26 protein-coding genes are annotated in these 21,918 nt (G+C 26.4%); 17 read left to right on the top strand and 9 right to left on the bottom strand.

What is annotated here, in order from left to right; genetic code table 11:
* Positions 1 to 16 precede the first annotated feature (16 nt).
* Entirely contained in the window at positions 17 to 1,381 is a 1,365-nt protein-coding gene (locus tag CP960_RS00425) for a dihydrolipoyl dehydrogenase family protein (RefSeq protein WP_101183205.1), read from the bottom strand.
* A gap of 77 nt (positions 1,382 to 1,458) precedes the next feature.
* Between CP960_RS00425 and CP960_RS00420 the strand changes: the two genes are divergently transcribed.
* Both CP960_RS00420 and CP960_RS00415 read left to right on the top strand, forming a co-directional pair.
* On the top strand, positions 1,459 to 1,911 hold the full coding sequence (locus tag CP960_RS00420) for a hypothetical protein (protein ID WP_101183204.1): 453 nt from the start codon (positions 1,459 to 1,461) through the stop codon (positions 1,909 to 1,911).
* Positions 1,912 to 1,929: 18 nt separating this feature from the next.
* Positions 1,930 to 3,468, top strand: coding sequence for a SulP family inorganic anion transporter (locus tag CP960_RS00415; RefSeq protein ID WP_196778317.1), 1,539 nt, complete (start codon positions 1,930 to 1,932; stop codon positions 3,466 to 3,468).
* A gap of 4 nt (positions 3,469 to 3,472) precedes the next feature.
* On the opposite strand, the gene CP960_RS00410 is transcribed toward CP960_RS00415, so the two are convergent.
* Together CP960_RS00410 and CP960_RS00405 are read right to left on the bottom strand one after the other, a co-directional pair.
* Entirely contained in the window at positions 3,473 to 3,871 is a 399-nt protein-coding gene (locus CP960_RS00410) for a DUF2391 family protein (protein WP_101183202.1), read from the bottom strand.
* 6 nt (positions 3,872 to 3,877) lie between these two features.
* Positions 3,878 to 4,477, bottom strand: a complete 600-nt coding sequence (locus tag CP960_RS00405) for a hypothetical protein (protein ID WP_101183201.1) — start codon at positions 4,475 to 4,477, stop codon at positions 3,878 to 3,880.
* Positions 4,478 to 4,574: 97 nt separating this feature from the next.
* Between CP960_RS00405 and CP960_RS00400 the strand changes: the two genes are divergently transcribed.
* From CP960_RS00400 to CP960_RS00380, 5 genes are all read left to right on the top strand, one after another.
* Positions 4,575 to 5,063 (top strand): GreA/GreB family elongation factor, encoded by a 489-nt coding sequence (locus CP960_RS00400; RefSeq protein WP_101183200.1) that lies wholly within the window; start codon positions 4,575 to 4,577, stop codon positions 5,061 to 5,063.
* Complete coding sequence (locus CP960_RS00395) at positions 5,063 to 5,974, top strand: class I SAM-dependent methyltransferase (protein WP_101183199.1); 912 nt, start codon at positions 5,063 to 5,065, stop codon at positions 5,972 to 5,974. The genes CP960_RS00400 and CP960_RS00395 overlap by 1 nt, the downstream gene beginning before the upstream one ends.
* A 356-nt stretch (positions 5,975 to 6,330) precedes the next feature.
* Complete coding sequence (gene sstT, locus CP960_RS00390) at positions 6,331 to 7,536, top strand: serine/threonine transporter SstT (protein WP_101183198.1); 1,206 nt, start codon at positions 6,331 to 6,333, stop codon at positions 7,534 to 7,536.
* 54 nt (positions 7,537 to 7,590) lie between these two features.
* Positions 7,591 to 8,304 (top strand): ZIP family metal transporter, encoded by a 714-nt coding sequence (locus CP960_RS00385; protein WP_228151962.1) that lies wholly within the window; start codon positions 7,591 to 7,593, stop codon positions 8,302 to 8,304.
* A gap of 104 nt (positions 8,305 to 8,408) precedes the next feature.
* Positions 8,409 to 9,647, top strand: a complete 1,239-nt coding sequence (locus CP960_RS00380; RefSeq protein WP_101183197.1) for an L-lactate MFS transporter — start codon at positions 8,409 to 8,411, stop codon at positions 9,645 to 9,647.
* A 22-nt stretch (positions 9,648 to 9,669) separates the two neighbouring features.
* Here the strand turns inward: CP960_RS00380 and CP960_RS00375 are convergent, their stop codons facing one another.
* A complete protein-coding gene (locus CP960_RS00375) occupies positions 9,670 to 10,359 on the bottom strand; it encodes an SDR family NAD(P)-dependent oxidoreductase (protein WP_101183196.1) in 690 nt (229 codons plus the stop codon).
* Between the two features lie 160 nt (positions 10,360 to 10,519).
* On the opposite strand from CP960_RS00375, the gene CP960_RS00370 reads away from it, so the two are divergent.
* From CP960_RS00370 to CP960_RS00350, 5 genes are all read left to right on the top strand, one after another.
* A complete protein-coding gene (locus CP960_RS00370; RefSeq protein ID WP_101183195.1) occupies positions 10,520 to 11,479 on the top strand; it encodes a methionine ABC transporter ATP-binding protein in 960 nt (319 codons plus the stop codon).
* Positions 11,476 to 12,114, top strand: coding sequence for a methionine ABC transporter permease (locus CP960_RS00365; RefSeq protein WP_101183194.1), 639 nt, complete (start codon positions 11,476 to 11,478; stop codon positions 12,112 to 12,114). Before CP960_RS00370 ends, CP960_RS00365 begins: the two co-directional genes overlap by 4 nt.
* 12 nt (positions 12,115 to 12,126) lie before the next feature.
* A complete protein-coding gene (locus CP960_RS00360) occupies positions 12,127 to 12,939 on the top strand; it encodes a MetQ/NlpA family ABC transporter substrate-binding protein (protein ID WP_101183193.1) in 813 nt (270 codons plus the stop codon).
* Positions 12,940 to 13,080: 141 nt separating this feature from the next.
* A complete protein-coding gene (locus CP960_RS00355; protein WP_101183192.1) occupies positions 13,081 to 14,217 on the top strand; it encodes a hypothetical protein in 1,137 nt (378 codons plus the stop codon).
* 77 nt (positions 14,218 to 14,294) lie between these two features.
* On the top strand, positions 14,295 to 14,891 hold the full coding sequence (locus CP960_RS00350) for a hypothetical protein (RefSeq protein WP_101183191.1): 597 nt from the start codon (positions 14,295 to 14,297) through the stop codon (positions 14,889 to 14,891).
* Here the strand turns inward: CP960_RS00350 and CP960_RS00345 are convergent.
* Positions 14,875 to 15,510: a tRNA-uridine aminocarboxypropyltransferase gene (locus CP960_RS00345; RefSeq protein ID WP_101183190.1), complete on the bottom strand. Its 636-nt coding sequence runs from the start codon at positions 15,508 to 15,510 to the stop codon at positions 14,875 to 14,877. The genes CP960_RS00350 and CP960_RS00345 overlap by 17 nt on opposite strands.
* Positions 15,511 to 15,647: 137 nt before the next feature.
* Here CP960_RS00345 and CP960_RS00340 point away from each other — a divergent pair, with 137 nt between their 5' ends.
* From CP960_RS00340 to pdxH, 4 genes are read left to right on the top strand one after another with little or no spacing between them, the layout of a single operon-like run.
* The gene (locus CP960_RS00340; RefSeq protein WP_101183189.1) at positions 15,648 to 16,211 is read left to right on the top strand and encodes an ankyrin repeat domain-containing protein; all 564 of its coding nucleotides are present in this window, start codon (positions 15,648 to 15,650) and stop codon (positions 16,209 to 16,211) included.
* Between the two features lie 58 nt (positions 16,212 to 16,269).
* Positions 16,270 to 16,719 carry an SRPBCC family protein gene (locus CP960_RS00335; RefSeq protein ID WP_101183188.1) on the top strand — a complete coding sequence of 150 codons (450 nt, stop codon included), beginning with the start codon at positions 16,270 to 16,272 and terminating at the stop codon, positions 16,717 to 16,719.
* Complete coding sequence (locus CP960_RS00330; RefSeq protein ID WP_165777357.1) at positions 16,716 to 17,249, top strand: glutathione peroxidase; 534 nt, start codon at positions 16,716 to 16,718, stop codon at positions 17,247 to 17,249. Before CP960_RS00335 ends, CP960_RS00330 begins: the two co-directional genes overlap by 4 nt.
* A gap of 9 nt (positions 17,250 to 17,258) precedes the next feature.
* Complete coding sequence (gene pdxH / locus CP960_RS00325; protein WP_101183187.1) at positions 17,259 to 17,897, top strand: pyridoxamine 5'-phosphate oxidase; 639 nt, start codon at positions 17,259 to 17,261, stop codon at positions 17,895 to 17,897.
* A gap of 10 nt (positions 17,898 to 17,907) precedes the next feature.
* On the opposite strand, the gene CP960_RS00320 is transcribed toward pdxH, so the two are convergent.
* The 3 genes from CP960_RS00320 to CP960_RS00310 all read right to left on the bottom strand — a co-directional run bounded on the left by CP960_RS00320 (position 17,908) and on the right by CP960_RS00310 (position 20,041).
* Complete coding sequence (locus CP960_RS00320) at positions 17,908 to 18,333, bottom strand: hypothetical protein (RefSeq protein WP_101183186.1); 426 nt, start codon at positions 18,331 to 18,333, stop codon at positions 17,908 to 17,910.
* Positions 18,334 to 18,403: 70 nt separating this feature from the next.
* A complete protein-coding gene (locus tag CP960_RS00315; RefSeq protein WP_101183185.1) occupies positions 18,404 to 18,889 on the bottom strand; it encodes a HugZ family pyridoxamine 5'-phosphate oxidase in 486 nt (161 codons plus the stop codon).
* Between the two features lie 105 nt (positions 18,890 to 18,994).
* Entirely contained in the window at positions 18,995 to 20,041 is a 1,047-nt protein-coding gene (locus tag CP960_RS00310; RefSeq protein ID WP_101183184.1) for a CNNM domain-containing protein, read from the bottom strand.
* A gap of 219 nt (positions 20,042 to 20,260) precedes the next feature.
* Here CP960_RS00310 and CP960_RS00305 point away from each other — a divergent pair, with 219 nt between their 5' ends.
* Positions 20,261 to 20,626, top strand: a complete 366-nt coding sequence (locus CP960_RS00305; protein ID WP_101183183.1) for a hypothetical protein — start codon at positions 20,261 to 20,263, stop codon at positions 20,624 to 20,626.
* A gap of 4 nt (positions 20,627 to 20,630) precedes the next feature.
* On the opposite strand, the gene CP960_RS00300 is transcribed toward CP960_RS00305, so the two are convergent.
* Positions 20,631 to 21,866 (bottom strand): dicarboxylate/amino acid:cation symporter, encoded by a 1,236-nt coding sequence (locus CP960_RS00300; protein WP_101183182.1) that lies wholly within the window; start codon positions 21,864 to 21,866, stop codon positions 20,631 to 20,633.
* Positions 21,867 to 21,918: the final 52 nt, after the last annotated feature.

Raw genomic sequence — 21,918 nt, 5'->3', positions numbered from 1 at the left:
ATATTTTAAAGAGTCACTATTTTTGTGACTCTTTATACTCTTGTATAACTTTTACAGCTTCTACTGCAGCTGGAAGTAAAGCTTCACTTAAAGCAGGGTGAATATATAACATCTCTTTTAAATTTCTAATATCATTTTGAAGATGCATTATAGCTAATACTTGATGTATAAGTGTTGCACTTTCATACCCAATTAGATGGCATCCCAAAATTTCATAAGTTTCAGGATTTAATATAAATTTTGTTTTAGGATATTTGATTTTTAATGCTTGAGCTTTTGCACTTGCAAGCCAACTTGTAGTTGATGTTACATAGTTTATATTTAATTCTTTTGCTCTTTTTTCTGTTAAGCCTACACTTGCAATTTCTGGATAACTAAAAACAGCATGTGGCATATATTTAAATTCTAAAGCTTTTTTTTCGTCTTCAAATAAAAATTTGCTTAGATGATTCATCTCATATGCAGCTGCATGTTGAAGCATGTGCTCTCCACTTGCATCACCAACTACATAAATACCTTCAACATTAGTTTGAAAATATTTATCTCTTTTTATAAATCCGCGTTTATCAGTTTTTATATCTGTATTTTCAAGTTTTAATGTGTCAGCATTTGATACTCTTCCTATTGCATAAAGTAAGGCATCACTTGTATGTATTTTTTCATCATCTAATATCATTTCAAATGAATCATTTTTTAATTTTGCTTTTTTAATTGTAGTATTAAATTTAACTTCTACATTTTTGCAATATTGTTCTTTGAAAATTTCACTTATATCTTCATCTTCATTTTCTAAAAGAGTATCTCCTCTTACTAATTGGGTTGTTTTTACTCCAATTGCATCAAAAAAGTTTGCTAATTCGCAAGCTATAAAACCTGCTCCAACAATTGTTATTGAGTCTGGTATTTTTTTTGTTAAAGGAAAAATATCATCACTTGTCCATGCATTTTCAAAAGGAACTTTTGCTGGTCTTGTTCCTGTTGCAATTATAATTATAGGTGCTGTGATTTTTGTATTATTTACTTCTATTATTTTATTTTCTAAAAAACTTCCTTCTGCTTTAAAAACAGTTACATTTTCATTGAATTTATTTTCATAATTTTTTTCTACTTTTGAAATATATTCATTTGTTTGTTCAAAAATTTTCTCTTGGTCTATATCATCTATAATAGCTCTAATAAAATATTTCTTTGAGTCTTTTATCTCTCTTATCTTTTGGGCATAACCTATTAGAAGTTTAGAAGGAACACAGCCTCTATTAGGACATGTACCTCCTAATTTTGACTTTTCAATAATTGCAACTTTTTTCCCTAATTTTCCAGCTTTTGCAGCAATATTACTTGCTCTTCCAGCTCCTATAATTATTAAATCAAATTTCTGCATATTTTATCCTTTCGTTTTTGACAATTATTCCACAAAAACTTTATAGAATAATTCTAACAAATAAAAAGGATCTCAAAGTGAAAAAAATAGTTATTTTGATTTTTTTAATCATTAATTTACTTTTTGGGACACAAACAAAAAGTTTTAGTATGAATGAGTTACAAGAATTTTATGAAAGAAAAATTTTTAAAATAGAAAATGCTATTTTGGAAGTTAATACATTAGGTGGTTTTGCTGATGGAAAATATAAGTTAAAAAATTCAGTTGTAAAAAAAATTGATGATAATTTATATAAAGTTATTTTAGAACTAGAAAGAAGAAAAAATAAATTCATTAGGTTAAAACAAAAAAGAGTAATTTTTATTTTATATGATAATCATAGAGTTTGGATAAAGTTTAAAGACAAAATACATAAGTATGATTTATCAAAAAAAGTTTATATGACACAAGATAAAATATTTTATAAGCAAAAAAGGAGTACACTAAATGCAAAGATAGATAAGTTAAACTTATTTTTATCTTTTATTTAAGTTATAAAGGAGTAGATATTGTCAAATTTAAAAGGTGACTTTTTTGGTGGTCTTACAGCTGCAATTATTGCCTTGCCTTTAGCTTTAGCCTTTGGTGTTGCTAGTGGTGCAGGTGCAGTTGCTGGACTTTATGGAGCAATAATATTAGGATTTTTTGCATCTTTATTTGGTGGTACTTCTTCTCAAATATCTGGGCCTACTGGTCCTATGACAGTTGTTATTGCAAGTGCTATTACTATGTTTCATAATGATATTAATGCAGTAATGAGTGTTGTACTTCTTGCAGGTGTTTTCCAGATTTTGTTTGGAGTTCTAAAGATAGGAAAATTTGTAAGATATATCCCTTATCCTGTGATTTCTGGATTTATGAGTGGAATAGGTATTATAATTATTATTTTACAAATCAATCCTTTTTTAGGTGTTGATTCTGAAAGTTCAGTTTTAAAAACTATTTTTAGCTTGTCAACAACTTTTTCAAATATAAGTTTTGAAGCATTGATTTTATCATTTTTTACACTATTAATTATGCTTATTACTCCCAAAAAAGTTGCAAGTTTAATTCCTCCTGCACTTTTAGCATTAACTATTATGACACTTATTAGTGTAATATTTAATTTTGATGTTAAAACTATTGGAGAGATACCTACTAGTTTACCTGAATTTACTATGCCAATTTTTGAGTTTTCAAAATTTAAAGATATTATTCTTTTAGCAATTACTTTAGCACTTTTAGGAGCTATTGATACTTTATTAACATCTTTGGTTGCAGATTCAATTACTAAAACAAAACACAATTCAAATAAAGAGCTAATTGGACAAGGAATAGGAAATACTCTTGTAGCTTTTGTTGGTGGAATACCAGGAGCTGGTGCAACTATGAGAACAGTTGTTAATGTAAAAAGTGGTGGAAGAACAAAGTTATCAGGGATAATTCATGCTTTAGTTCTTGTCTTAATTGTACTATTTTTAGCTCCTATTGCTTCACAAATTCCTTTGGCTGTATTAGCAGGTATTTTGATGAAAGTAGGACTTGATATTTTAGATTATAAATTTTTAAAAGTTGCAAAGTATGCACCTAGAAATGATATGATAATCATGGTAATAGTATTTTTCTTAACAGTTTTTGTAGATTTAATTGTAGCTGTTGGAGTTGGTATTACATTAGCCTCTATTTTAATAGTATATAGAATTTCAAAAGAGGCTAAATTAAATATATCTTTAGAAAAAGAGGTTTTTTCTGAAGAAAAAGGTAATGAAAAAGTAAGAGTTTTAGATATAAATGGTGCTTTTTTCTTTGGTTCTGCTTCATTTTTTGAAGAAGAAATAAATAAACTATTGGATACAAGAAAATTAATAATTAATTGTACAAATGTTCCTTTTATGGATATTTCAGCAATCTTTACATTAGAAGAGCTAATTTTAAAACTTAAAGATTTAAATATACAAATTTGTTTTGTCTTAAAACAAAGACATATTGATAAGATACAAACAGTAGATAAAAGAGGAGTTTTTAAAGATATACCTATTTATAAAACAGTTCAAGAGGCACTAGAGTAGGAGTTTACTCCTTATCTAGTCCATCTACTATAATAGCACCAATTGAAGCTGGCATAGAGATTACGATTATTCGTTTTATAGCAAGTAAAGTATCTGTAATTAATGGTAGTTTATTAAGTGCAAACAGTGTTAAGCTTACAACTAAAATAGTTATAAAGTAAGCTATAAAGATTCTAAATACAAATACAAAAATTCTTGATTTAATATTTGTTTGAAAAATACTTCCATATGTATAAATACTTAGGAAAAATACTGTTAGTAATACAAGTAAAATTAAGTTTAATGTTGGAAGAGTTTGCGCTATATCCCATGCTTCTTGTGAAAAAGAGATTGGTACACATAATGCAAATGCACCAATTATTAATTGTGAAATATCTTCAATATTAAATCTTAATTTTTTCATATTTTGCTACTTTTTTACATCATCAAAATCTTCTCTTACCGTATCAATTTCTTCTTGAAATGATTTTGCATCACCATAATCAAAAAACTTATTATATCTTGAGTGTGTATCTTTTGTTTTATTTGCATGTTTAATAGGACACCAGTATTGTTCTGTTCTTCCAGCAACTTCTCTTACGTATCCCATTAGACCATTAAAATATTCACAATATAAACAGTTTATTTGTTGTATTTTATTTAGATAAAAAAGATTGTATCTATCTATTATTATATACTCTTTTCTATTTACTTTGGGAATTCTATATATTGGGAAGCATACTGCTTGGTATAAAGAAACAAAAATATCAAGTAAAAATGCAGGAATTAAAACCGACCAAATAACAGGAATTGTTAAAATGATACTAATTCTTTCTCTCCATAGATATTTAAATGAGTTTATAACTTTACTTTTATACTCTTTTATATACTCTTTATCAAATTGAAATTTTTTATTGAATTTATTATCAAAATAAAACTTTTGTTTATTTTTTTCATACTCATTTTTTAAGTCCTCTTCTAAGTTCTTAATCTTTTCGTATATTTCATTTATTTTACTGTTATTTGACATTTCATACCTTTATATAAGTTGTAAATAATATTAGCTGTTAATAACTTAACTATAAGTTATTAACATACTTTTTATACAGTTTTGATACAATTAAAAAATGAAAAAAGAGTTAATAACACAAGTTGGATTTAGAAGTTTTTTATATGAATTTAATAAACTTCTAAAAATAGAAAAACCTTATTGGGTAAAACAAAAAGAAATAGCTGCTCAATTTGGAGATAGAAGTGAAAATGCAGAGTATATAAGTGCAAAAGAACAACTTAGAAATATAGATAAAAGATTAAGATTTTTAGATAAAATAATTAAAACCACAGAAGTTATAAATATAGATAAAATACCTCATAATAAAGTAAATTTTGGTTCACAAGTTACACTTTTAAATTTAGATACTCAAGAAGAAAAAAAATATGTTATTGTAGGAACTTATGAAACAAATCCAAGTGAAAATTTTATATCAAATAAGTCACCTTTAGGCAAAACCCTTTTAAATAGAAGTTTAAATGAAGAGTTTGAATTTAAAATAAATGAAAACTACTTTTTTTATGAGGTTATTAATATTAAAAAGTATGAGTTTAAAGAAAATTAATGAATATAAATAGTTTAGAAAATATAGTATGTAAGAATTTAGATAATAAAACACATGAGTTTAAAAGAGTGTTTCATGGAAGAGGAAAATATTATGAAGGTTTTGAATATTTAACAGTTGATAGTATAAATAAAACTCTTTTTATTACTCTATATGAGAAATTAGATATAAAATTGCAAGAGCGATTACTAAATTTATTTAAAAAAATTTATGAGAAATATAGTTTTGAAGCTTTAGTTTTACAAAAAAGATATTTAAATAATGGTTTAAATGAGATAGTTTTAGGCTCTTTAAAACATGATGAGTATGCAATAGAGAATAATCTTAAGTACTTCATAAATTTTGATAATAAAAATATTGGTTTCTTTGCAGATATGAAAAAAGGAAGAGAGTTTATTTATGAAAACTCTAAAGATAAAAAGGTATTAAATCTTTTTTCCTATACTTGCTCTTTTAGTGTTTGTGCAATTGCGGGAAAAGCAAAAGAAGTTGTAAATGTCGATATGTCTAAAAGTGCTTTAACAACAGGAAGAATAAATCATCAAATAAATCAATTAGATACAAAAAAAGTAAAGTTTTTGCCTCATAATATATTAAAATCATGGGGTAAATTAAAAAGATTAGCTCCTTTTGATATTATTATAATAGACCCACCTTCTTTTCAAAAAGGTAGTTTTGCTGCAACAAAAGATTATGAAAAGATTATAAAAAAATTAAACTCATTAGCAAGTGAAAACTGTATAGTTTTAAGTGCATTAAATGCCCCAGAATTAGATACAAATTTTATAAAAAATCTATTTGATAAATATGCAAGTGAGTTTAAATATATTAAAAGATTAGATAATTTAGATGAATTTATTTGTAGTGATGAACAAAGAAGTTTGAAAAATATGATTTTTCAAAAAGTTTAAAACTCTAATTTTATAGCCTCATAGCTTTATGAGGCTATATTTGCATTTGAGTTTAAAAGATACTCTTTAATAAGTGTTGTACTTGTATAAATACAAAATAGTGTACCTATTACAATAAAAGATAAACCTGCTTTTAACATCTTAAATCCTTTCTTAAATTTTTTTTCTATTAAAATTTTATAATTTAAAAATTACAAATTGGTTGCAATTTAATAAATGCCTAAAATAGGAGTTCTTTTAAGAAAAATTACAAAAAGTTTCATAAAGTTTTAAAATTAAAATAAAATTTTGTTATACTTTTGCTTTTAAAATTTTGGTAATTAGATAACAATCTAAATTACAATGATAGGATTTATATGGCTCAAAATGGTTTTTTGTATAGGTTTTTTAATGGAAATCTGGTCTTACAGATTTTAATTGGTATAGTTTTAGGTGTAGTTGTTGGTTTTTTATCAAAAGATTTAGCAAATGCTGTTTCTATTTTAGGAGTATTATTTGTTGGAGCATTAAAAGCAATAGCACCAATTTTAGTTTTTATTTTAGTATCAACTGCAATAGCAACAAAAGAGATGGGAGTGGAAACTAAAATAAAACCAATTATAGTTTTATATTTAATAGGAACTTTTTTAGCTGCACTTGTTGCAGTAATAGCAAGTTTTTTATTTCCTATTGAATTAGTTCTTCCAGATGCTCAACAAACTTCATTAACTCCTCCTGATAGTGTAATAACTGTATTAAAAGGTGTTTTATTTAATATGGTTGATAATCCTATAAATGCTCTTCAAACAGGTAACTTTATAGGAATTTTAGTTTGGGCAGTTGCTTTAGGGTTTGCCATGCATTATAGTAGTGAAGATACAAAAAATGTATTTTTTGATATTTCTTCAGGAGTTACTAAAATAGTTAAATTTATTATTAGATTGGCTCCTTTTGGTATTTTTGGTCTTGTTGCAAATACTTTTGCAAAAACAGGTTTTGCTGCACTTTTTAGTTATGGAAAAAATTTAGCTTTATTAGTTGGAACGATGCTTTTTATAGCATTTGTTGTGAATCCTATCATTGTTTTTATAAAAACAAAACAAAATCCTTTTCCTTTAATTTTCACATGTATAAAAGATAGTGCAATAACTGCATTTTTTACTAGAAGTAGTGCTGCTAATATTCCTGTAAATATGAATCTTTGTAAAAAATTAAATCTTGATGAGAATACTTATTCTGTTTCTATTCCTTTAGGTGCAAGTACAAATATGGGTGGTGCTGCTGTGACTATTACTATTTTAACTCTTGCAACTGTACATACCTTAGGAATTAATGTAGATTTAGGAACAGCTGTTTTACTTAGTATTATTTCTGCATTAGCAGCTTGTGGAGCTTCAGGTGTAGCTGGAGGTTCACTTTTATTAATTCCTCTTGCTTGTTCTTTATTTGGTATTTCAAATGATATTGCCCTTCAAGTTGTAGCCATTGGATTTGTTATTGGTGTAGTTCAAGACTCTCTTGAAACAGCTTTAAACTCATCAACTGATGTAGTTTTTACTGCAAGTTGTGCTTCAAAGGCTTAATTAAGTCACTTCATAATATGCTATAACCAAAGAAATTATTTAAGGTTATAGTATATGAGTATTTTATCTTCAGTTATTTTATTCTCCTTATTATCTGGAATTACAGTATTTTTAGGTGGTTTATTTGCTCTTTTTTTTGAAAAAAGTTTTAAAAAAGGTTTTTTAAAAGAGGAGATTATCCATTTTTTTATAGCTTTTGGTACAGGTATTATGCTTAGTGCAATATCTTTTGTCTTAGTACCTCATGGTTTGGAAAAAATTGATGTTTTAGTAGCTATATTATTGATACTTTTAGGAGGAGTGATATTTTATATTCTTGATAGTTATATTCAAAAAAAAGCGGGGAATATATCCCAAATAATGGCAATGTTACTTGATTTTATTCCAGAATCAATTGCTTTAGGTGCATTATTTGCTTATGATTATAAAGTAGGTATGGTTTTAGCACTATTTATTGGTTTACAAAATTTTCCAGAGTCTTTTAACTCTTTTATAGAGTTAAGGTTCTCAGGCTTTAAAATAAAAAGCTCTTTAATCATTCTTTTTTTACTTAGTTTTATTGGAGTGATTTTTTCTTTATTTGGATACTATTTTTTATCTAAAAGTCCTTTTATAACTTCTGCATTAATGTTATTTGCAAGTGGTGGAATCTTATATTTAATTTTTCAAGATATTGCTCCTAGTTTAAGATATAAAAATAATAGACTTATTGCGATTGGAGTAAATATTGGTTTTATTGTGGGAATATATGGAAATAGTTTTACTTGATTTTGGATATAATTATTAATAAAAGTTATAATATATAGTGTTATTTATGCTTGTTTATGATAAACTGCACTTCTAATTTTTACTTAAAATCATGGGGAATATTTATGAAGAAAAATCGTTGGCTTATGGCTCTTGCTGCCGTTGGTGTACATATATGTATTGGTTCAGTTTATGCATGGAGTGTTTATGTAAATCCTATTCAAGAGAAAATGAAATGGGACTTAACAGATGTAACAATTGCTTTTAGTATTGCTATTTTCTTTCTTGGTTTATCTGCTGCATTAATGGGGAAATTTGTTGAAAAAAATGGTCCAAGAGTATCTGCTACAATTGCTGCATTTGCTTTTGGTATAGGAACAGCTGGTTCTGGACTTGCTATTTTAATGGAATCAAAACTTTTACTTTATTTCTTTTATGGAGTACTTGGTGGATGTGGATTGGGAATAGGGTATATTTCGCCTGTTTCGACTTTAGTAAAATGGTTTCCTGATAAAAGAGGAATGGCAACAGGACTTGCAATTATGGGATTTGGTTTTGCATCAGCTATTTCAGGCCCAGCAATAAAATTATTAATAGGTTCTGTGGGAATTGCAAATACTTTTTTTATATTAGGAGCAATCTATTTTATAATAATGCTTATTTCAGCTATGTATCTTCAAGCACCTAAAGAAGGCTATCTTCCAAAAAAATTTAAGAAAAAAATAAAAGAGGGCAAAAAGAAAATCAAAAAAGATTTATCTAGTATGGGATTAAATGAAGCTATAAAAACACCTAGATTTTATGGTCTTTGGTTTATGTTATTTATAAATGTAACATGTGGAATTGCAATAATTGGAGTCGCCTCTCCACTTTTAGAAGAAGTAATGGGTGTAACAGCACTTGCAGCAGCCGCTGCAGTTGGTTTAATGGGTGTTTTTAATGGACTTGGAAGAATCTTTTGGGCTAGTATTTCTGATTTTTTGACAAGGCCTATTGTTTATATAATATTTTTTGCAACACAAGCAGTTGCATTTTATGCATTACCAAACATAAGTGAGCTTATACTATTTCAAATTGTATTATATTTTATAATGTCTTGTTATGGTGGAGGTTTTGCTTCAATCCCTGCATATATTGGTGATATTTTTGGAACGAAAGAGTTAGGTGCAATTCATGGTTATATTTTAACTGCTTGGGCTGCTGCTGGTTTAGTAGGTCCTTTAATTATCTCAAATGTAAAAGATATAACAGGAAGTTATTCTCAAACATTATATGTTTTTGCAGGATTTTTCTGTATAGCATTAATTATATCTGTTTTAATGCTTTTAAATATAAAAAGTTTGAAAAAACAGTTAGAAGAGTAAACAAAAGGAGAAATCCTTTTGTTTATATATTTCTTACATCAATAAAACTACCACTTTCATACTTTTTACTATTTTCTAATAAATTACTTAATCTACAAGCAGCTTCATAAGGTTTTTGTATATGACCAGTTTTAAGTTTTTTAGCAGAAGTAAAAATCTCTTCATCAATATCAAATCTAATATAGTCAGTCATTGGTGTTTCTATAACGCCTGGTGCAACTGCTAAAAGTTTTGTATTTTCCATCTCTTTTGAATATAGATTAATAAGCATATTTAATCCAGCTTTTGAAAGGCTATATGAAGCCCAACCTTTAGAGCCATTTATAGCTGCTCCAGATGAGATTGCAATTACATTTTTTACTCTACAGTTTTTTAAAATATCAAGCAACTCTTTATTTGCAAAAACATTTAATTCAAAAACCTCTTTCATCTCATCTAAACTTAGCTCTTCTAAGGTTTTAATTTCTCCTAACATTCCTGCATTTAAATATATTAATTCAAACTCATTTATATTTGTTAAATAAGATTGTAAAGAATCTTTTATCTTAGATGTTTTATTTAAGTCAACTTTTTTAAAAATAAAGTTTTTATTTTCAATATTTGGATTTGTTCTACTTATACCATAAACTTTGTATCCTTTGTTTAGATATAAAGTAGTAAGAGCATATCCAAGTCCAGAACTACAACCTGTTATTAAAATATTTTTACTCATAATACTCCTTTTTATCTCATAATAATCTATTGTTTATTAAATGAAACTTCTATTTTTTAGTTAAAAAAAGTAGTATAAAAATTTCAAAATGTTTTATTTAATATATTTATTAGTACTATTTTTATATTATACACGGTTAAAAATATTATAAGGTTTACTTTTGGTTGAAATTAAAAATTTAAATAAATACTATGGAAAAATGAAAGTATTAAATGATATTAACCTTACTATTGAAAAAGGTGATATCTTTGCTATTGTTGGGCATAGTGGTGCAGGTAAATCTACTCTTTTAAGATGTATAAATGGACTTGAAGATTACCATGATGGCTCACTTGTAGTAAATAATAAAGAAGTTAAAACATTAAAAAAAACAAAATTAAATGAATTTAGAAAAAAGATTGGAATGATATTTCAGCACTTCTCTTTACTACAAAGAAAAACAGTTTATGAAAATGTAGCTTTACCAATGCAAATTTGGGGATATACAGAAGATGAAATAAAAAAGAAAGTTGATGACTTATTACATCTTGTTGGACTTTCAAATAAAGCTAATTCATATCCAAAAGAGTTAAGTGGAGGACAAAAGCAAAGAGTAGCAATTGCAAGAGCATTAACACTTGACCCTGATATTTTATTAAGTGATGAGGCAACTTCAGCACTTGACCCAAATACTACAACTTCAATTTTGAATCTTTTAAAAAAGATTAATGCAGAATTAAATATTACTATTATTTTAGTTACTCATGAAATGGAAGTAGTTAAACAAATTGCACAAAAAGCTTTACTTTTAGAGCATGGAAATATTATAGGTTTAGATGTAACAGAAGATCTATTTTTGCAACCAGATGAAAAAATGAAAAGGTTTTTAGGAGAAGATGAAGTAGTACCACAAGAGGGAGTAAATATAAAAATCTATTTTCCAAAAGATAATGCACATCAATCACTAATTACTTCTATGGCAAGAGAATTAAATATGGATTTTAATATTGTTTGGGGTAAATTAGAAGAAATTAATACACATATTATAGGTAATATGGTTATAAATATTCAAGAAAAACAAAAAGATGAGGTTTGTAAGTATTTAGAAAATAAACAAATTACTTGGGAGATATTAAAATGACAGATATTTTATTGCCAGCGATTTGGGAAACTATTTATATGAGTGTAGTTTCAACTGCTATTGCTGTTGTTATAGGTTTTTTTACAGCTATTGTTTTAATATTAACTCAAAAAGATGGTTTAATGGAAAATGTACAACTTTATAGGGTTTTAGATGTAGTTATTAATACTTTAAGATCATTTCCATTTATTATTTTAATGATTGTTTTATTCCCTGTAACTAAAATATTAGTTGGGAAAAGTATAGGAACAACTGCAGCAATAGTTCCACTTACAATAGGAGCTGCTCCTTTTATTGCAAGGTTAATTGAGAGTGCTTTAAAAGAGGTTGACCAAGGTGTAATTGAAGCTGCAAAATCATTTGGAGCTGGGAATTTTCAGATAATTTTTAAAATAATGTTAGTTGAAGCATTGCCTGGTATTATTTCAGCCATTACATTAACATTAATTACCGTAGTTGGATTCTCTGCAATGGCTGGTGCTGTTGGTGGAGGGGGACTTGGTGATGTAGCTATTAAGTTTGGTTACTATAGATTTCAAACTGATATTATGATGTATACTGTATTGATTTTGATTGTAATCGTACAGATATTTCAAAGTCTAGGTGATTATTTATATAAAATTACAAAAAAATAAGGAAGGAAACAAATGAATAATTTTTTTAAAGTTGCATTAGTTGCATTAGTTGCGCTATTTTTAGGTGCTTGTTCAGATAGTAATGAGAAGCAAGAACAAAAAGTTCAAGAGAAGAAAGTTATAAAAGTTGGAGCTACTCCAATTCCACATGCTGAAATCTTACAAGAAGTAAAAAAAATCTTAGCAAAAGATGGTTATACATTAGAAATTGTTGAGTTTACTGATTATGTTACTCCAAATATTGCAGTAGAAGAGGGTGAATTAGACGCTAACTTTTTCCAACATTTACCATATATGAATGAGTTTAACAAAAATAAAAATACTCATTTAGTTAAAACTGTAAATGTACATTTAGAGCCAATGGGTGTTTATTCAAATAAAATTAAATCATTAAAAGAGATTAAAGAAGGGGATACTATTGCTGTACCAAATGACCCAACAAATGAAAGTAGAGCTTTAGATATTTTACAAAGAGAAGGTTTATTAACATTTAAAGATGTAGAATTAAAAACAGCAAAAGATATTTTAGATAATCCTAAAAATCTTAAAATTGAAGAGTTAGATGCTCCTCAATTACCAAGAGTTTTAGATGAAGTTACAGCAGCAGTTATTAATACAAACTATGCACTACTGTCAAATCTTAATCCATTAAAAGATGCTTTAGCAATTGAATCAAAAGATTCTCCATATGCAAATATTATTACTGTAAAAGCAGGAAATGAAGAAAAACCATATATTAAAGCTTTGGATAAAGCAATTAATTCAGAAGAGATAAAAAACTATATTAGAACAAAATATGAAGGTTCTATAATAGAAGCATTTTAAAAAAAGTGTTAAAAAAGAGGATTTTTATCCTCTTTTAACTACTGTTTACTACTATTTTCTTTACAATAAATTTCCCTTTAGGTATAATCATTCAAATTAATATGAGGGAAGAGAGTATCTTTTTGATACTAAATTAGAATTTTGCAAGAATTTAAAATCACAGAAGAGATAAAAAACTTAGACTTAACAAACATCAAATCGAATCTATTTCATTATAGATATGATAATAAGAATTTAAAAGATTTGTTTTCAAAAGATGGTGTTTTAAAAGAAGACTCAGAACAAAGTCCTACTTACCATAGCTTTAAAGGTGAAGTATTTGAAAATATTATTTACGAACATCTATTAAGATATGCACAATCAAATGATGAAATAAAACGATTTATTTTAAAAGGTCCACATCAAAATAAAAATAATATTTTTAAAAAAAATGGACTTCTTATAGATAAAGGTGCTCAAATAGTCTATAAATCTGTTTATAAAGATATAAGTGAATTTGATGCACTTTTTTTTACTAAGGATTGTATTTATTTTGTAGAGATGAGTAAATCTAAAAAAACTTCTGGATTAAATAAAAGACTTTTTAAAAAATCTGCTTTATTAAAACTGCTTTTCCCAAGTTTTGAAATAAAAGCACTAATAGTATTAACTCAAGGTTCAGTTGGTCTTAGTAGATTTCCTGATTATTGTACTATTTGGATAACAAAAGAGTTTAATGACAATGAAATTTTAAAACAACTTATTTTAAAAAAGCAAAGCAAAGAGAAGTTAATTCGATATACTGATAAAAAATTCATAGAAGCTATAAATGTAAGATATAAAAAATTCTCTTATTTTCAGACTTTAGAGTGGATTTTAGAAAAAAGTAGAGCTCATAAGACTCATGCTGTTGATTTAAGTTTTTTTAAATCAAAAAAATTAGCTTTATATTTTGATATTTTTACGAAGCTTTATATTGGATTTATGACTTTAAAAGATTTTAAACAAATAGTTCCTTATGAAGGAGAAGTTAAAGATAATAAAGTAATTGTCACAATAGAAAAGATAAATCAAAAAAAATTTGAAGTAGTTTATTATATTAGATTAACAAACTACAAACTTAAAAGAGTAGCTTACAGTAAAAATAAAATTACTATTGAAGATAAAGACCCTGAAGGTTTTACAAATAAAGAGACAAGATTTATCTCTAAAATATTAAAACCTGAGCATAGACTTCTAATTAAGAATATAAATAATTTAAATAAAAAACTCGAACAAAAATATATAACAAGTTTGTAACCTTTAAGTAATAAAAATAAGAATTTATTCTTTTTTTATATAAAGCTATTATAATACGCAAAAAATTTGGAGATTTTATGTTATTACTTGAGGCTTTTGGTGCAATTTTTTCAATTTTAGGGGCATATTTAATGTCACTTAGCACTAAACACAATCAAAGACCTTTATATTTAGCTTTTATTAGTTTTCTTGCATCAAACTTATCACTATTTGCATTCTTTTTATTTGCTGGTAAAGTTCCTATGATTATACAATTAACTTTTTTTTATGCTGGTGCATTTTTAGGAGTTGTAAAAAAATCAAATAATCCTACAAGAGATTTAAAAATATTAGTTTTAATCTCTTTGGTATATTTCTTTATTCTTGGCATAAGTTTATATTTTAAATCAATATCATCAATTGACTTTGAAGTTTTACCTTTAGATACATTAGCTTCATCTATGGCTATAATTGGTAACTTCTTATTATCAAGTAGAAGTCATATTAGAAGGTCTTACGCTTTTATATTATTTTTCTTAGCTGATGTTTTATTTGTTTATATTGGATATACTAATGCCTTTTATTTTTTTATGGCGCAATCGATGTTTTTCATTTATACTTCACTAAATGGTTATAAAAATACTATGAAAGAAGAGATTAATGCATATTTAAGTAGATTTAAGAGTAATTCTTAGCTCTTAAATCTCCTTTTAAACTACAATTTACTTGATATTTTACTAACTCTTCAAAGGGTAGCAAAAAGCTATCAAGTTTTTCTTGAGCGATATTTTCAATTTTATGTTTATTTAGTAAACTAAGTACCTCTTTTGTGGATTCAATAGTTGAAAGGCAGTACTTTTGAGGTTGAGTTTTAAAACTATATTTAGACTCTTTTGTACTTTTAAAACTAATTTTAGGAAGTCTTTGTAAGTTTTTGCTCTTTTTTAACATAGCTTTAGAGCATGACCAAGTAGAATCTATTATAAAAATAAGTTGTTTTTTATTACTTTTTATTGATGTTGTATTTAAGCATATACTATTTTGAGATGGATATAAAATAAAACATTCATAATTATTAATATAGCTATTTATTTTGTTATTATATGTAAAATCAATCCCTATATGAATTTCAGAATTTATTAGTTGTAAATTTGTTAATTTCCCAGTAGTGTTTTTTGTTTTTCTATACTCTTTAGGGTGCATTAGTATTACAAATTTTATATTTGTTTGAAAACTATTTATATATTTGCACATGCAAGAACTTTTAGGTCTATTACATTTATAGCAAAACTCTCTTTGTGATAACTCTTTCAATTATACTCCTTATATGCAATTATAGTAAAAAAAAGTAGTAAATAAAATTATAAAATATATAATATTAATAACGATTATCAATATAGTTTAAGTTTTGATTTGATACAATTTTTACAACTTAACAAAAAAGGCAAACCATGAGTACAAATATTTTCATTGATGATAACTTAGTTAATAGAAGTTTTTCACTAAAAAAATTACTATTTAGCGGATTAGATATTAACTATCAAGATAAGCAAGGTTGGTGCGTACTTTTTGAAGCAATAATATATAATGAAAATATTGAATCAATTATCTCTTTAAATGACGATATAAATATAAGAGATAAAAAAGGAAGAAATGCACTTTATTGGGCTATAAAATATAAAAATTTTGATGCAGTGAAACTATTAATTTCAAAAGGAATTGATTTATATGTAACTCCTACTCTTTATGCTGTACATTTTGCAGTTTATAATGATGATGTAAAGATGTTAAAGTGCTTAAAAAATTTAAATATTGATATAAACTATTTAGATGAAATAAATGCAACTGCATTAATTTATGCAGTATTATATAATAAAGCACATTGTGTAGATTACTTAATAAAAAATGGAGCAAATATAAATCAAGTAGATGTTTTAGGAAATAGTGCTTATACTTTAGCTTATGAATTACAAATGCAAAATTTACTTAAAAAATTTGATAAGATAACTAATTAACAAAAAAACTATATATAAATACTTCTTTTATAGTTATAATAAAAATAAAGGAGTATTTATGAAAACTTTTACAAAACAAACTTATATAGATACAACTTTAGAAGAGTTATTTAAATTTCATCTTGATACAAATAATCTTATTAAAATAACTCCTAAAAATATAAAAGCAGAACTTTTAACAAAGTGTGATAATCCAAAAGAGGGTACAATTTTAAAAATAAAGACTGTAAAAAACTTTATACCTTTTACATGGGTTGTAAAAATAAAAAAAATGGATTATCCTCATATGTTTGTAGATGAGGCATTGAAATCTCCTTTTAAATTTTGGGAACATTATCATATATTTAAACAAGATGGTCATAAGGTTTTACTAAAAGATGTGGTAAGATATGAGTTGCCTTTTGGTTTTTTAGGTTCTTTACTTCATAGTGTTATAGAAAAAGATTTAGAGCAAATGTTTGAATTTAGACATGAAGTAACAAAAAAAAGTTTAGAGGGGCAAATATGAGAATATTAATACTTACTATTTTATTTATATCTTCACTAATAGGAGCTAATATGAAAAGTATATATGATTTTGAAGTTGAAACAATAGATGGGAAAAAAGTTAGTTTAAGTGACTATAAGAATAAAGTTTTATTAATAGTAAATGTAGCAAGTAAGTGTGGATTTACTTCTCAGTATGAAGGATTAGAAAAACTTTATGATAAATACAAAACAAAAGATTTTGTTGTTTTAGGTTTTCCTTGTAATCAGTTTATGAATCAAGAACCAGGAACAAATGAAGAGATAAAAGAGTTTTGTAGCCTAACATATAATGTTAGTTTTCCAATGTTTTCTAAAATTGATGTAAATGGAGATGAAGCTCATCCTCTTTATAAATATTTGAAAAATGAAGCTTCTGGATTGCTTGGAACAGAAGCAATAAAATGGAATTTTACAAAATTTTTAGTTGATAAAAATGGAAAAGTTATAGATAGATTTTCTCCTTCTACAACACCTGAAAATATTGAAGATGATATAAAAAAATTACTTTAGGAGAAACTTATGGACTTAAGTTCTATGAGAGAAGAGTACGTAAATAATGGATTAAGAAGAAAAGACTTAGATGATAATCCAATAAAGCAGTTTGAAACTTGGTTTGAACAAGCAATGAAAGCAGATTTAATTGAGCCAAATGCTATGAGTTTAGCAACAGTTGGTAATGATATGATGCCTTCAATTAGAACTGTATTATTGAAATTTTTTGATGAGAGTGGTTTTGTTTTTTTCTCAAACTATGAGAGTGTAAAAGCTAAAAATATTCAAGAGAATTCAAAAGTAGCTTTACATTTTGCATGGCTTGGTTTAGAAAGGCAAGTTAAAATAGAAGGGAAAGCAGAAAAAATATCTTCATCTAAATCATTAAAATATTTTTTATCAAGACCTAAGGGTAGCCAAATAGGAGCTTGGGTCTCACAACAAAGTCAAGTTGTTAGTTCAAGGTCAGTTTTAGAAGCAAAATTTAATGAAATAAAAAGTAAATTTGTAAAAGGTGAAATTCCTTTTCCTTCTTTTTGGGGAGGATATATTGTCAAACCAGAAAAAATAGAGTTTTGGCAAGGAGCAAAGCATAGACTTCATGATAGATTTCAATATATGATAAAAAGTGATGGAACTTGGCAAATAGATAGACTAGCCCCATAAAGGGCTAGTTTTAATAACTTAAATTTTTATAATCAGTATTTAATAAATCTTTTGAAACTTCCATTGGTTTTGCAACAGTTATTTTAGACATTAAGTCACTTTCTTTAAGTTGTTTATTTGGTAAATATAAAGGACAAACTTTAACACTTGCACCTTTTTTTATGATTGCTTTTAACATCATTTTTGGTGACTTGTCCATTGGTTTTAAAACTTCACTTTTTGAATTTTTTAATGCTAAATCTCCTGCTTTTGAACAAAGTACCATATTTACTTTTTTATTTTGTTTTAGAGTCATCATAGATAAAACCATAGACATCATTTGTGTTTGTGCATCTTCAGATGTAACTAATACATTTAAACCTTTTGCACTATTGTTTGCAAAAGCAGAAGTTCCTAATAGTAATCCAAGTGCAGAAACTGCAAGTAGTTTTTTCATAATTTTTCCTTATAATTAAGATATTAATAATTATTATAAATAATAGTATCTTATATATAAGTTAAAACTATTATTTAGTTATATGTTTATGACCTGCTGAACTATCTTTTGGTATTAATTTATCAAACTTTTCTCCACTAATAGTATAAGCTTTTCCAAAACCAAATACAGCTTCACCATAAATTACTTTTAATTCAAATAGATTAAAATCTATCATATTTCTTGTGATTTGAACAGTTTTTTTATCTATTTTCTCAAACTCATTTAATATTTCAGTAAATTTATTTGAATCTCTTTTTATTATTGAAGCTTGAGCTTGAAATACTACTCTTTTTCTAGCAAATATATTTTCACACTTGTTTTCATCTTCTATAAAAAACATTGATACTTTACAATTGGATTTTATATTTTGTGCATGCTTTGCCATATCACTTAAATATACATAATAGTTGTTATTATGCTTTATAAATACAGAATAACTATTGAAAGGATAGTTATTTTTATCTATTGTACCAAGTATTGTTGATTTAAATTGATTTAAAAACTCTTTTAGCATGATTGTGTAATACCTTTTTATTTTGATTATAACTTTAAAAATTTAAGATAGGTATTTGTTTTATTAGTTTATTGTTAGTATAAGTTTATTTAAAGAGAAGGATTACTAATTTCCTTCTCTCTCTTTTCTTTTAGCTTTCATTTTATTTAATGCAAGTCTTCTCATATCCGCCGTTGTATCAAGTTCATCCATGATTTCAAGCCCTAATAATGTTTCAATACAATCTTCTAAAGTTACTAATCCTTCAGTTTGATCATAATTATCTAAAACAATAAACATATGCTCTTTTTTCTGAATAAATTTATTCATTGCTTTTGCAACAGGAATATTCTCATTTAGAGTAAAAACTGGTGTCATTATATTTTCAATAGGCACATTTTTATCTTTAATGGCTTGTTTGAAAAGTTTTTTTGTTAATACAACACCAACTATATTATCAATTGATTCGTCATATACAGGAACCCTTGAAAACTTATATGTTCTTTTATCATCTAAAATATCTTTTATTGCAGTATTTTTTTGAACTGCATACATAACTGATCTTGGAGTTAAAATATCTTTAATTTTAACTCCATTTAAAGTTAATGTATTTTCGATGATATCTGACTCTAAATCACCAATAACACCTTCTTCTTCACTTAAAAGTGTAGAATGAATTAACTCTTCTCTTGAAAAAGAGTCGTTATTTACTGAATTTTTAGAAATCTTTTTTGTTACAAATTGTGTTATTAATATTATTGGATAAGTAATAAAAACAAAAACATTGATTATTCTTGCAGCAACAGATGCTAACTCTTTCCAATAAACTGCACCAATTGTTTTTGGAATAATCTCTGCAAAAAACAGAATCATAAACGTCAATATAATAGAAATAATCATCACTAGTGTTTTGTCACCACTAAAAACATTTTGTGCTTGAACCCCAATAGCAGTTGCACCTAAAGTGTTTGCAATTGTGTTGATAATTAAAATTGAAGCAATTGAAATGTCTATTTCTGATTTTAATTTTTTTAGTAATTTTCCAGCACTAGGATTCTTCTCTTCTATTACTGAAATATATGAGACTGTTGTTGATAGAATTACTGATTCTAAAACTGAACATAAAAATGATGTACCAATTACAATAAAAAACAGAAGTATTAATATTTCCATTTTTTGTCACCTGTAATTGTATTGCACCTCTGGGAACTGTCTTCCAATTAATTTCTCCTTAGATTAAATAGTAAACATTGTATTATATACTATTTTGAAAAAAATACAACGTATATTAACAGAAATTTACTTTATTTTAAGAATATTTGACAAAACTTAAGTTTTTTTTATATAATTAAATAGGTAATTGAAGTGATAACTTTTGATAAGGAGGTTGTTATGGAGTATGGTTTGATCCCAAAACTTGAATCTTACAGTAACGAGCAATCTGTTCAAATTCAAAAAGTACAACCTTCGAATGCTACTTCACAAGTAATCGAAGGCAAAGAGTCTTCAAAAGTAAAAGAAGAGTTTACTAAATTAGAAGAAACAAAAGAGACAAAAAAAGTATCAGATGCTAATATTTCAAGTTTTGTAGAGTATAAATTAACAAATTTAGATTTTGGTTATAACAGTAATTCAAAAGATTTTTATGTTAAGGTAAATAGGGGTGATTTTGAAAGTCAATACCCTACAGATGAGATGATGAGGCTTAAAGCTTATTTTCTAAAAGTTCAACAGCAAGAAGCTGCTGAAGCTTTTTAGAAATTTAGCATTTGCTAGGTTGATTTTGTGCATATTCATCAATAATTACTGCACAAGCTGCATCACCTGTAATATTTAATGCTGTTCTAATCATATCAAATATTCTATCAAGTGCAAAAAGTAAAGGAAGTCCTTCAATTGGAATTCCAGCAGCAATTAATACTGCAACAACTAAAAATGAAGGTCCTGGAACCCCTGCTTGTCCTATTGCACCAATTGTTGCAGTTAATACAATTGCTGCGTACTCTGCAAATCCTAATTGTACATTAAAGATTTGTGCAAAGAAAATTGCTACTAATCCATAATAGATTGCATTTCCACTCATATTAATAGTGGCTCCTAATGGTAAAACAAATGAAGAAGTAGATTTAGAAACCTTTAACTCTTCTTCACAAACTTCCATAGTAACAGGAAGTGTTCCCATTGAAGAAGCTGTTGATAAAGCAACACTTTGTGGTTTTTTCATTGCACTAATAAATTTTCTAACACTCATAGTTGAGAATAGTTTAATTAATATAGGAAAGAAAATAAAACCAAAAATAAGTATTGCAGCAATAAATACTAATACTAAGTTCGTTACAAGTTGTAATACATCAAATCCAAAAGTACCAATAGCATCAGCCATTAATCCAAATACACCAATTGGTGCAAATTTCATAACTACATGAATCATCCAAATAAACGCATCAACTAAAGCATTTATTCCATTTAAAAGAGGTTGAGATTTTTCTTTTTCAAGTTTAGATATAGCAATACCTAAAAAAAGACAGAAGAAAAGAATTTGCAAGATATTTGCATCTGTTAGTGATTGAAAAATATTTGTTGGTATAATTCCAGTAATTGTTTCGAAAAATCCTGGAAGAGCACCTTTACTTGCATATTTATCCGAGAACATCCCTTCTACGCTACTTAAATCTACACCAACACCTGGAGTAAAATATTCACCCATTGCTAAAGCTAAAGATACAGCAAATCCTGAAGTAATTAAAAAGAATGCAAAAGTTAACGCTCCAATCTTTCCAGCAGACTTTGTTCCTCCAATACTTGCAGCACCACTAATGATTGAGATTGCAATTAACGGGATAACAAGCATTTTAATCAAGTGGATAAATATAGTTCCTAGCGGTGCAAACATTGCAGCATCATGTTTCATTATGATTCCTACAATAGTACCTAAAACCATCGCGATAATAATTTGAATACCTATATTAGAGAAGATACTCTTTTTGGTTAGTGACATAATAGTGTTTCCTTTATTTCAATAAATTATGAAGAATTATATAGCGATTGTT

The sequence above is a fragment of the Malaciobacter halophilus genome, from assembly GCF_002837275.1.
Taxonomy (GTDB): Bacteria; Campylobacterota; Campylobacteria; order Campylobacterales; family Arcobacteraceae; genus Malaciobacter; species Malaciobacter halophilus.
The sequence above is the reverse complement of the archived record's forward strand: the minus strand, read 5'-3'. Positions and strand labels throughout refer to the sequence as shown.

Coding starts and splice junctions, on each gene's coding strand:
- CP960_RS00425 (WP_101183205.1), bottom strand. CDS start 1,381: ATGCAGAAATTTGATTTAATAATTATAGGAGCTGGAAGAGCAAGTAAT.
- CP960_RS00410 (WP_101183202.1), bottom strand. CDS start 3,871: ATGAAAAAATTAAGATTTAATATTGAAGATATTTCACAATTAATAATT.
- CP960_RS00405 (WP_101183201.1), bottom strand. CDS start 4,477: ATGTCAAATAACAGTAAAATAAATGAAATATACGAAAAGATTAAGAAC.
- CP960_RS00400 (WP_101183200.1), top strand. CDS start 4,575: ATGAAAAAAGAGTTAATAACACAAGTTGGATTTAGAAGTTTTTTATAT.
- CP960_RS00395 (WP_101183199.1), top strand. CDS start 5,063: ATGAATATAAATAGTTTAGAAAATATAGTATGTAAGAATTTAGATAAT.
- sstT (WP_101183198.1), top strand. CDS start 6,331: ATGGCTCAAAATGGTTTTTTGTATAGGTTTTTTAATGGAAATCTGGTC.
- CP960_RS00385 (WP_228151962.1), top strand. CDS start 7,591: ATGAGTATTTTATCTTCAGTTATTTTATTCTCCTTATTATCTGGAATT.
- CP960_RS00380 (WP_101183197.1), top strand. CDS start 8,409: ATGAAGAAAAATCGTTGGCTTATGGCTCTTGCTGCCGTTGGTGTACAT.
- CP960_RS00375 (WP_101183196.1), bottom strand. CDS start 10,359: ATGAGTAAAAATATTTTAATAACAGGTTGTAGTTCTGGACTTGGATAT.
- CP960_RS00365 (WP_101183194.1), top strand. CDS start 11,476: ATGACAGATATTTTATTGCCAGCGATTTGGGAAACTATTTATATGAGT.
- CP960_RS00360 (WP_101183193.1), top strand. CDS start 12,127: ATGAATAATTTTTTTAAAGTTGCATTAGTTGCATTAGTTGCGCTATTT.
- CP960_RS00350 (WP_101183191.1), top strand. CDS start 14,295: ATGTTATTACTTGAGGCTTTTGGTGCAATTTTTTCAATTTTAGGGGCA.
- CP960_RS00340 (WP_101183189.1), top strand. CDS start 15,648: ATGAGTACAAATATTTTCATTGATGATAACTTAGTTAATAGAAGTTTT.
- CP960_RS00335 (WP_101183188.1), top strand. CDS start 16,270: ATGAAAACTTTTACAAAACAAACTTATATAGATACAACTTTAGAAGAG.
- CP960_RS00330 (WP_165777357.1), top strand. CDS start 16,716: ATGAGAATATTAATACTTACTATTTTATTTATATCTTCACTAATAGGA.
- pdxH (WP_101183187.1), top strand. CDS start 17,259: ATGGACTTAAGTTCTATGAGAGAAGAGTACGTAAATAATGGATTAAGA.
- CP960_RS00320 (WP_101183186.1), bottom strand. CDS start 18,333: ATGAAAAAACTACTTGCAGTTTCTGCACTTGGATTACTATTAGGAACT.
- CP960_RS00315 (WP_101183185.1), bottom strand. CDS start 18,889: ATGCTAAAAGAGTTTTTAAATCAATTTAAATCAACAATACTTGGTACA.
- CP960_RS00310 (WP_101183184.1), bottom strand. CDS start 20,041: ATGGAAATATTAATACTTCTGTTTTTTATTGTAATTGGTACATCATTT.
- CP960_RS00305 (WP_101183183.1), top strand. CDS start 20,261: ATGGAGTATGGTTTGATCCCAAAACTTGAATCTTACAGTAACGAGCAA.
- CP960_RS00300 (WP_101183182.1), bottom strand. CDS start 21,866: ATGTCACTAACCAAAAAGAGTATCTTCTCTAATATAGGTATTCAAATT.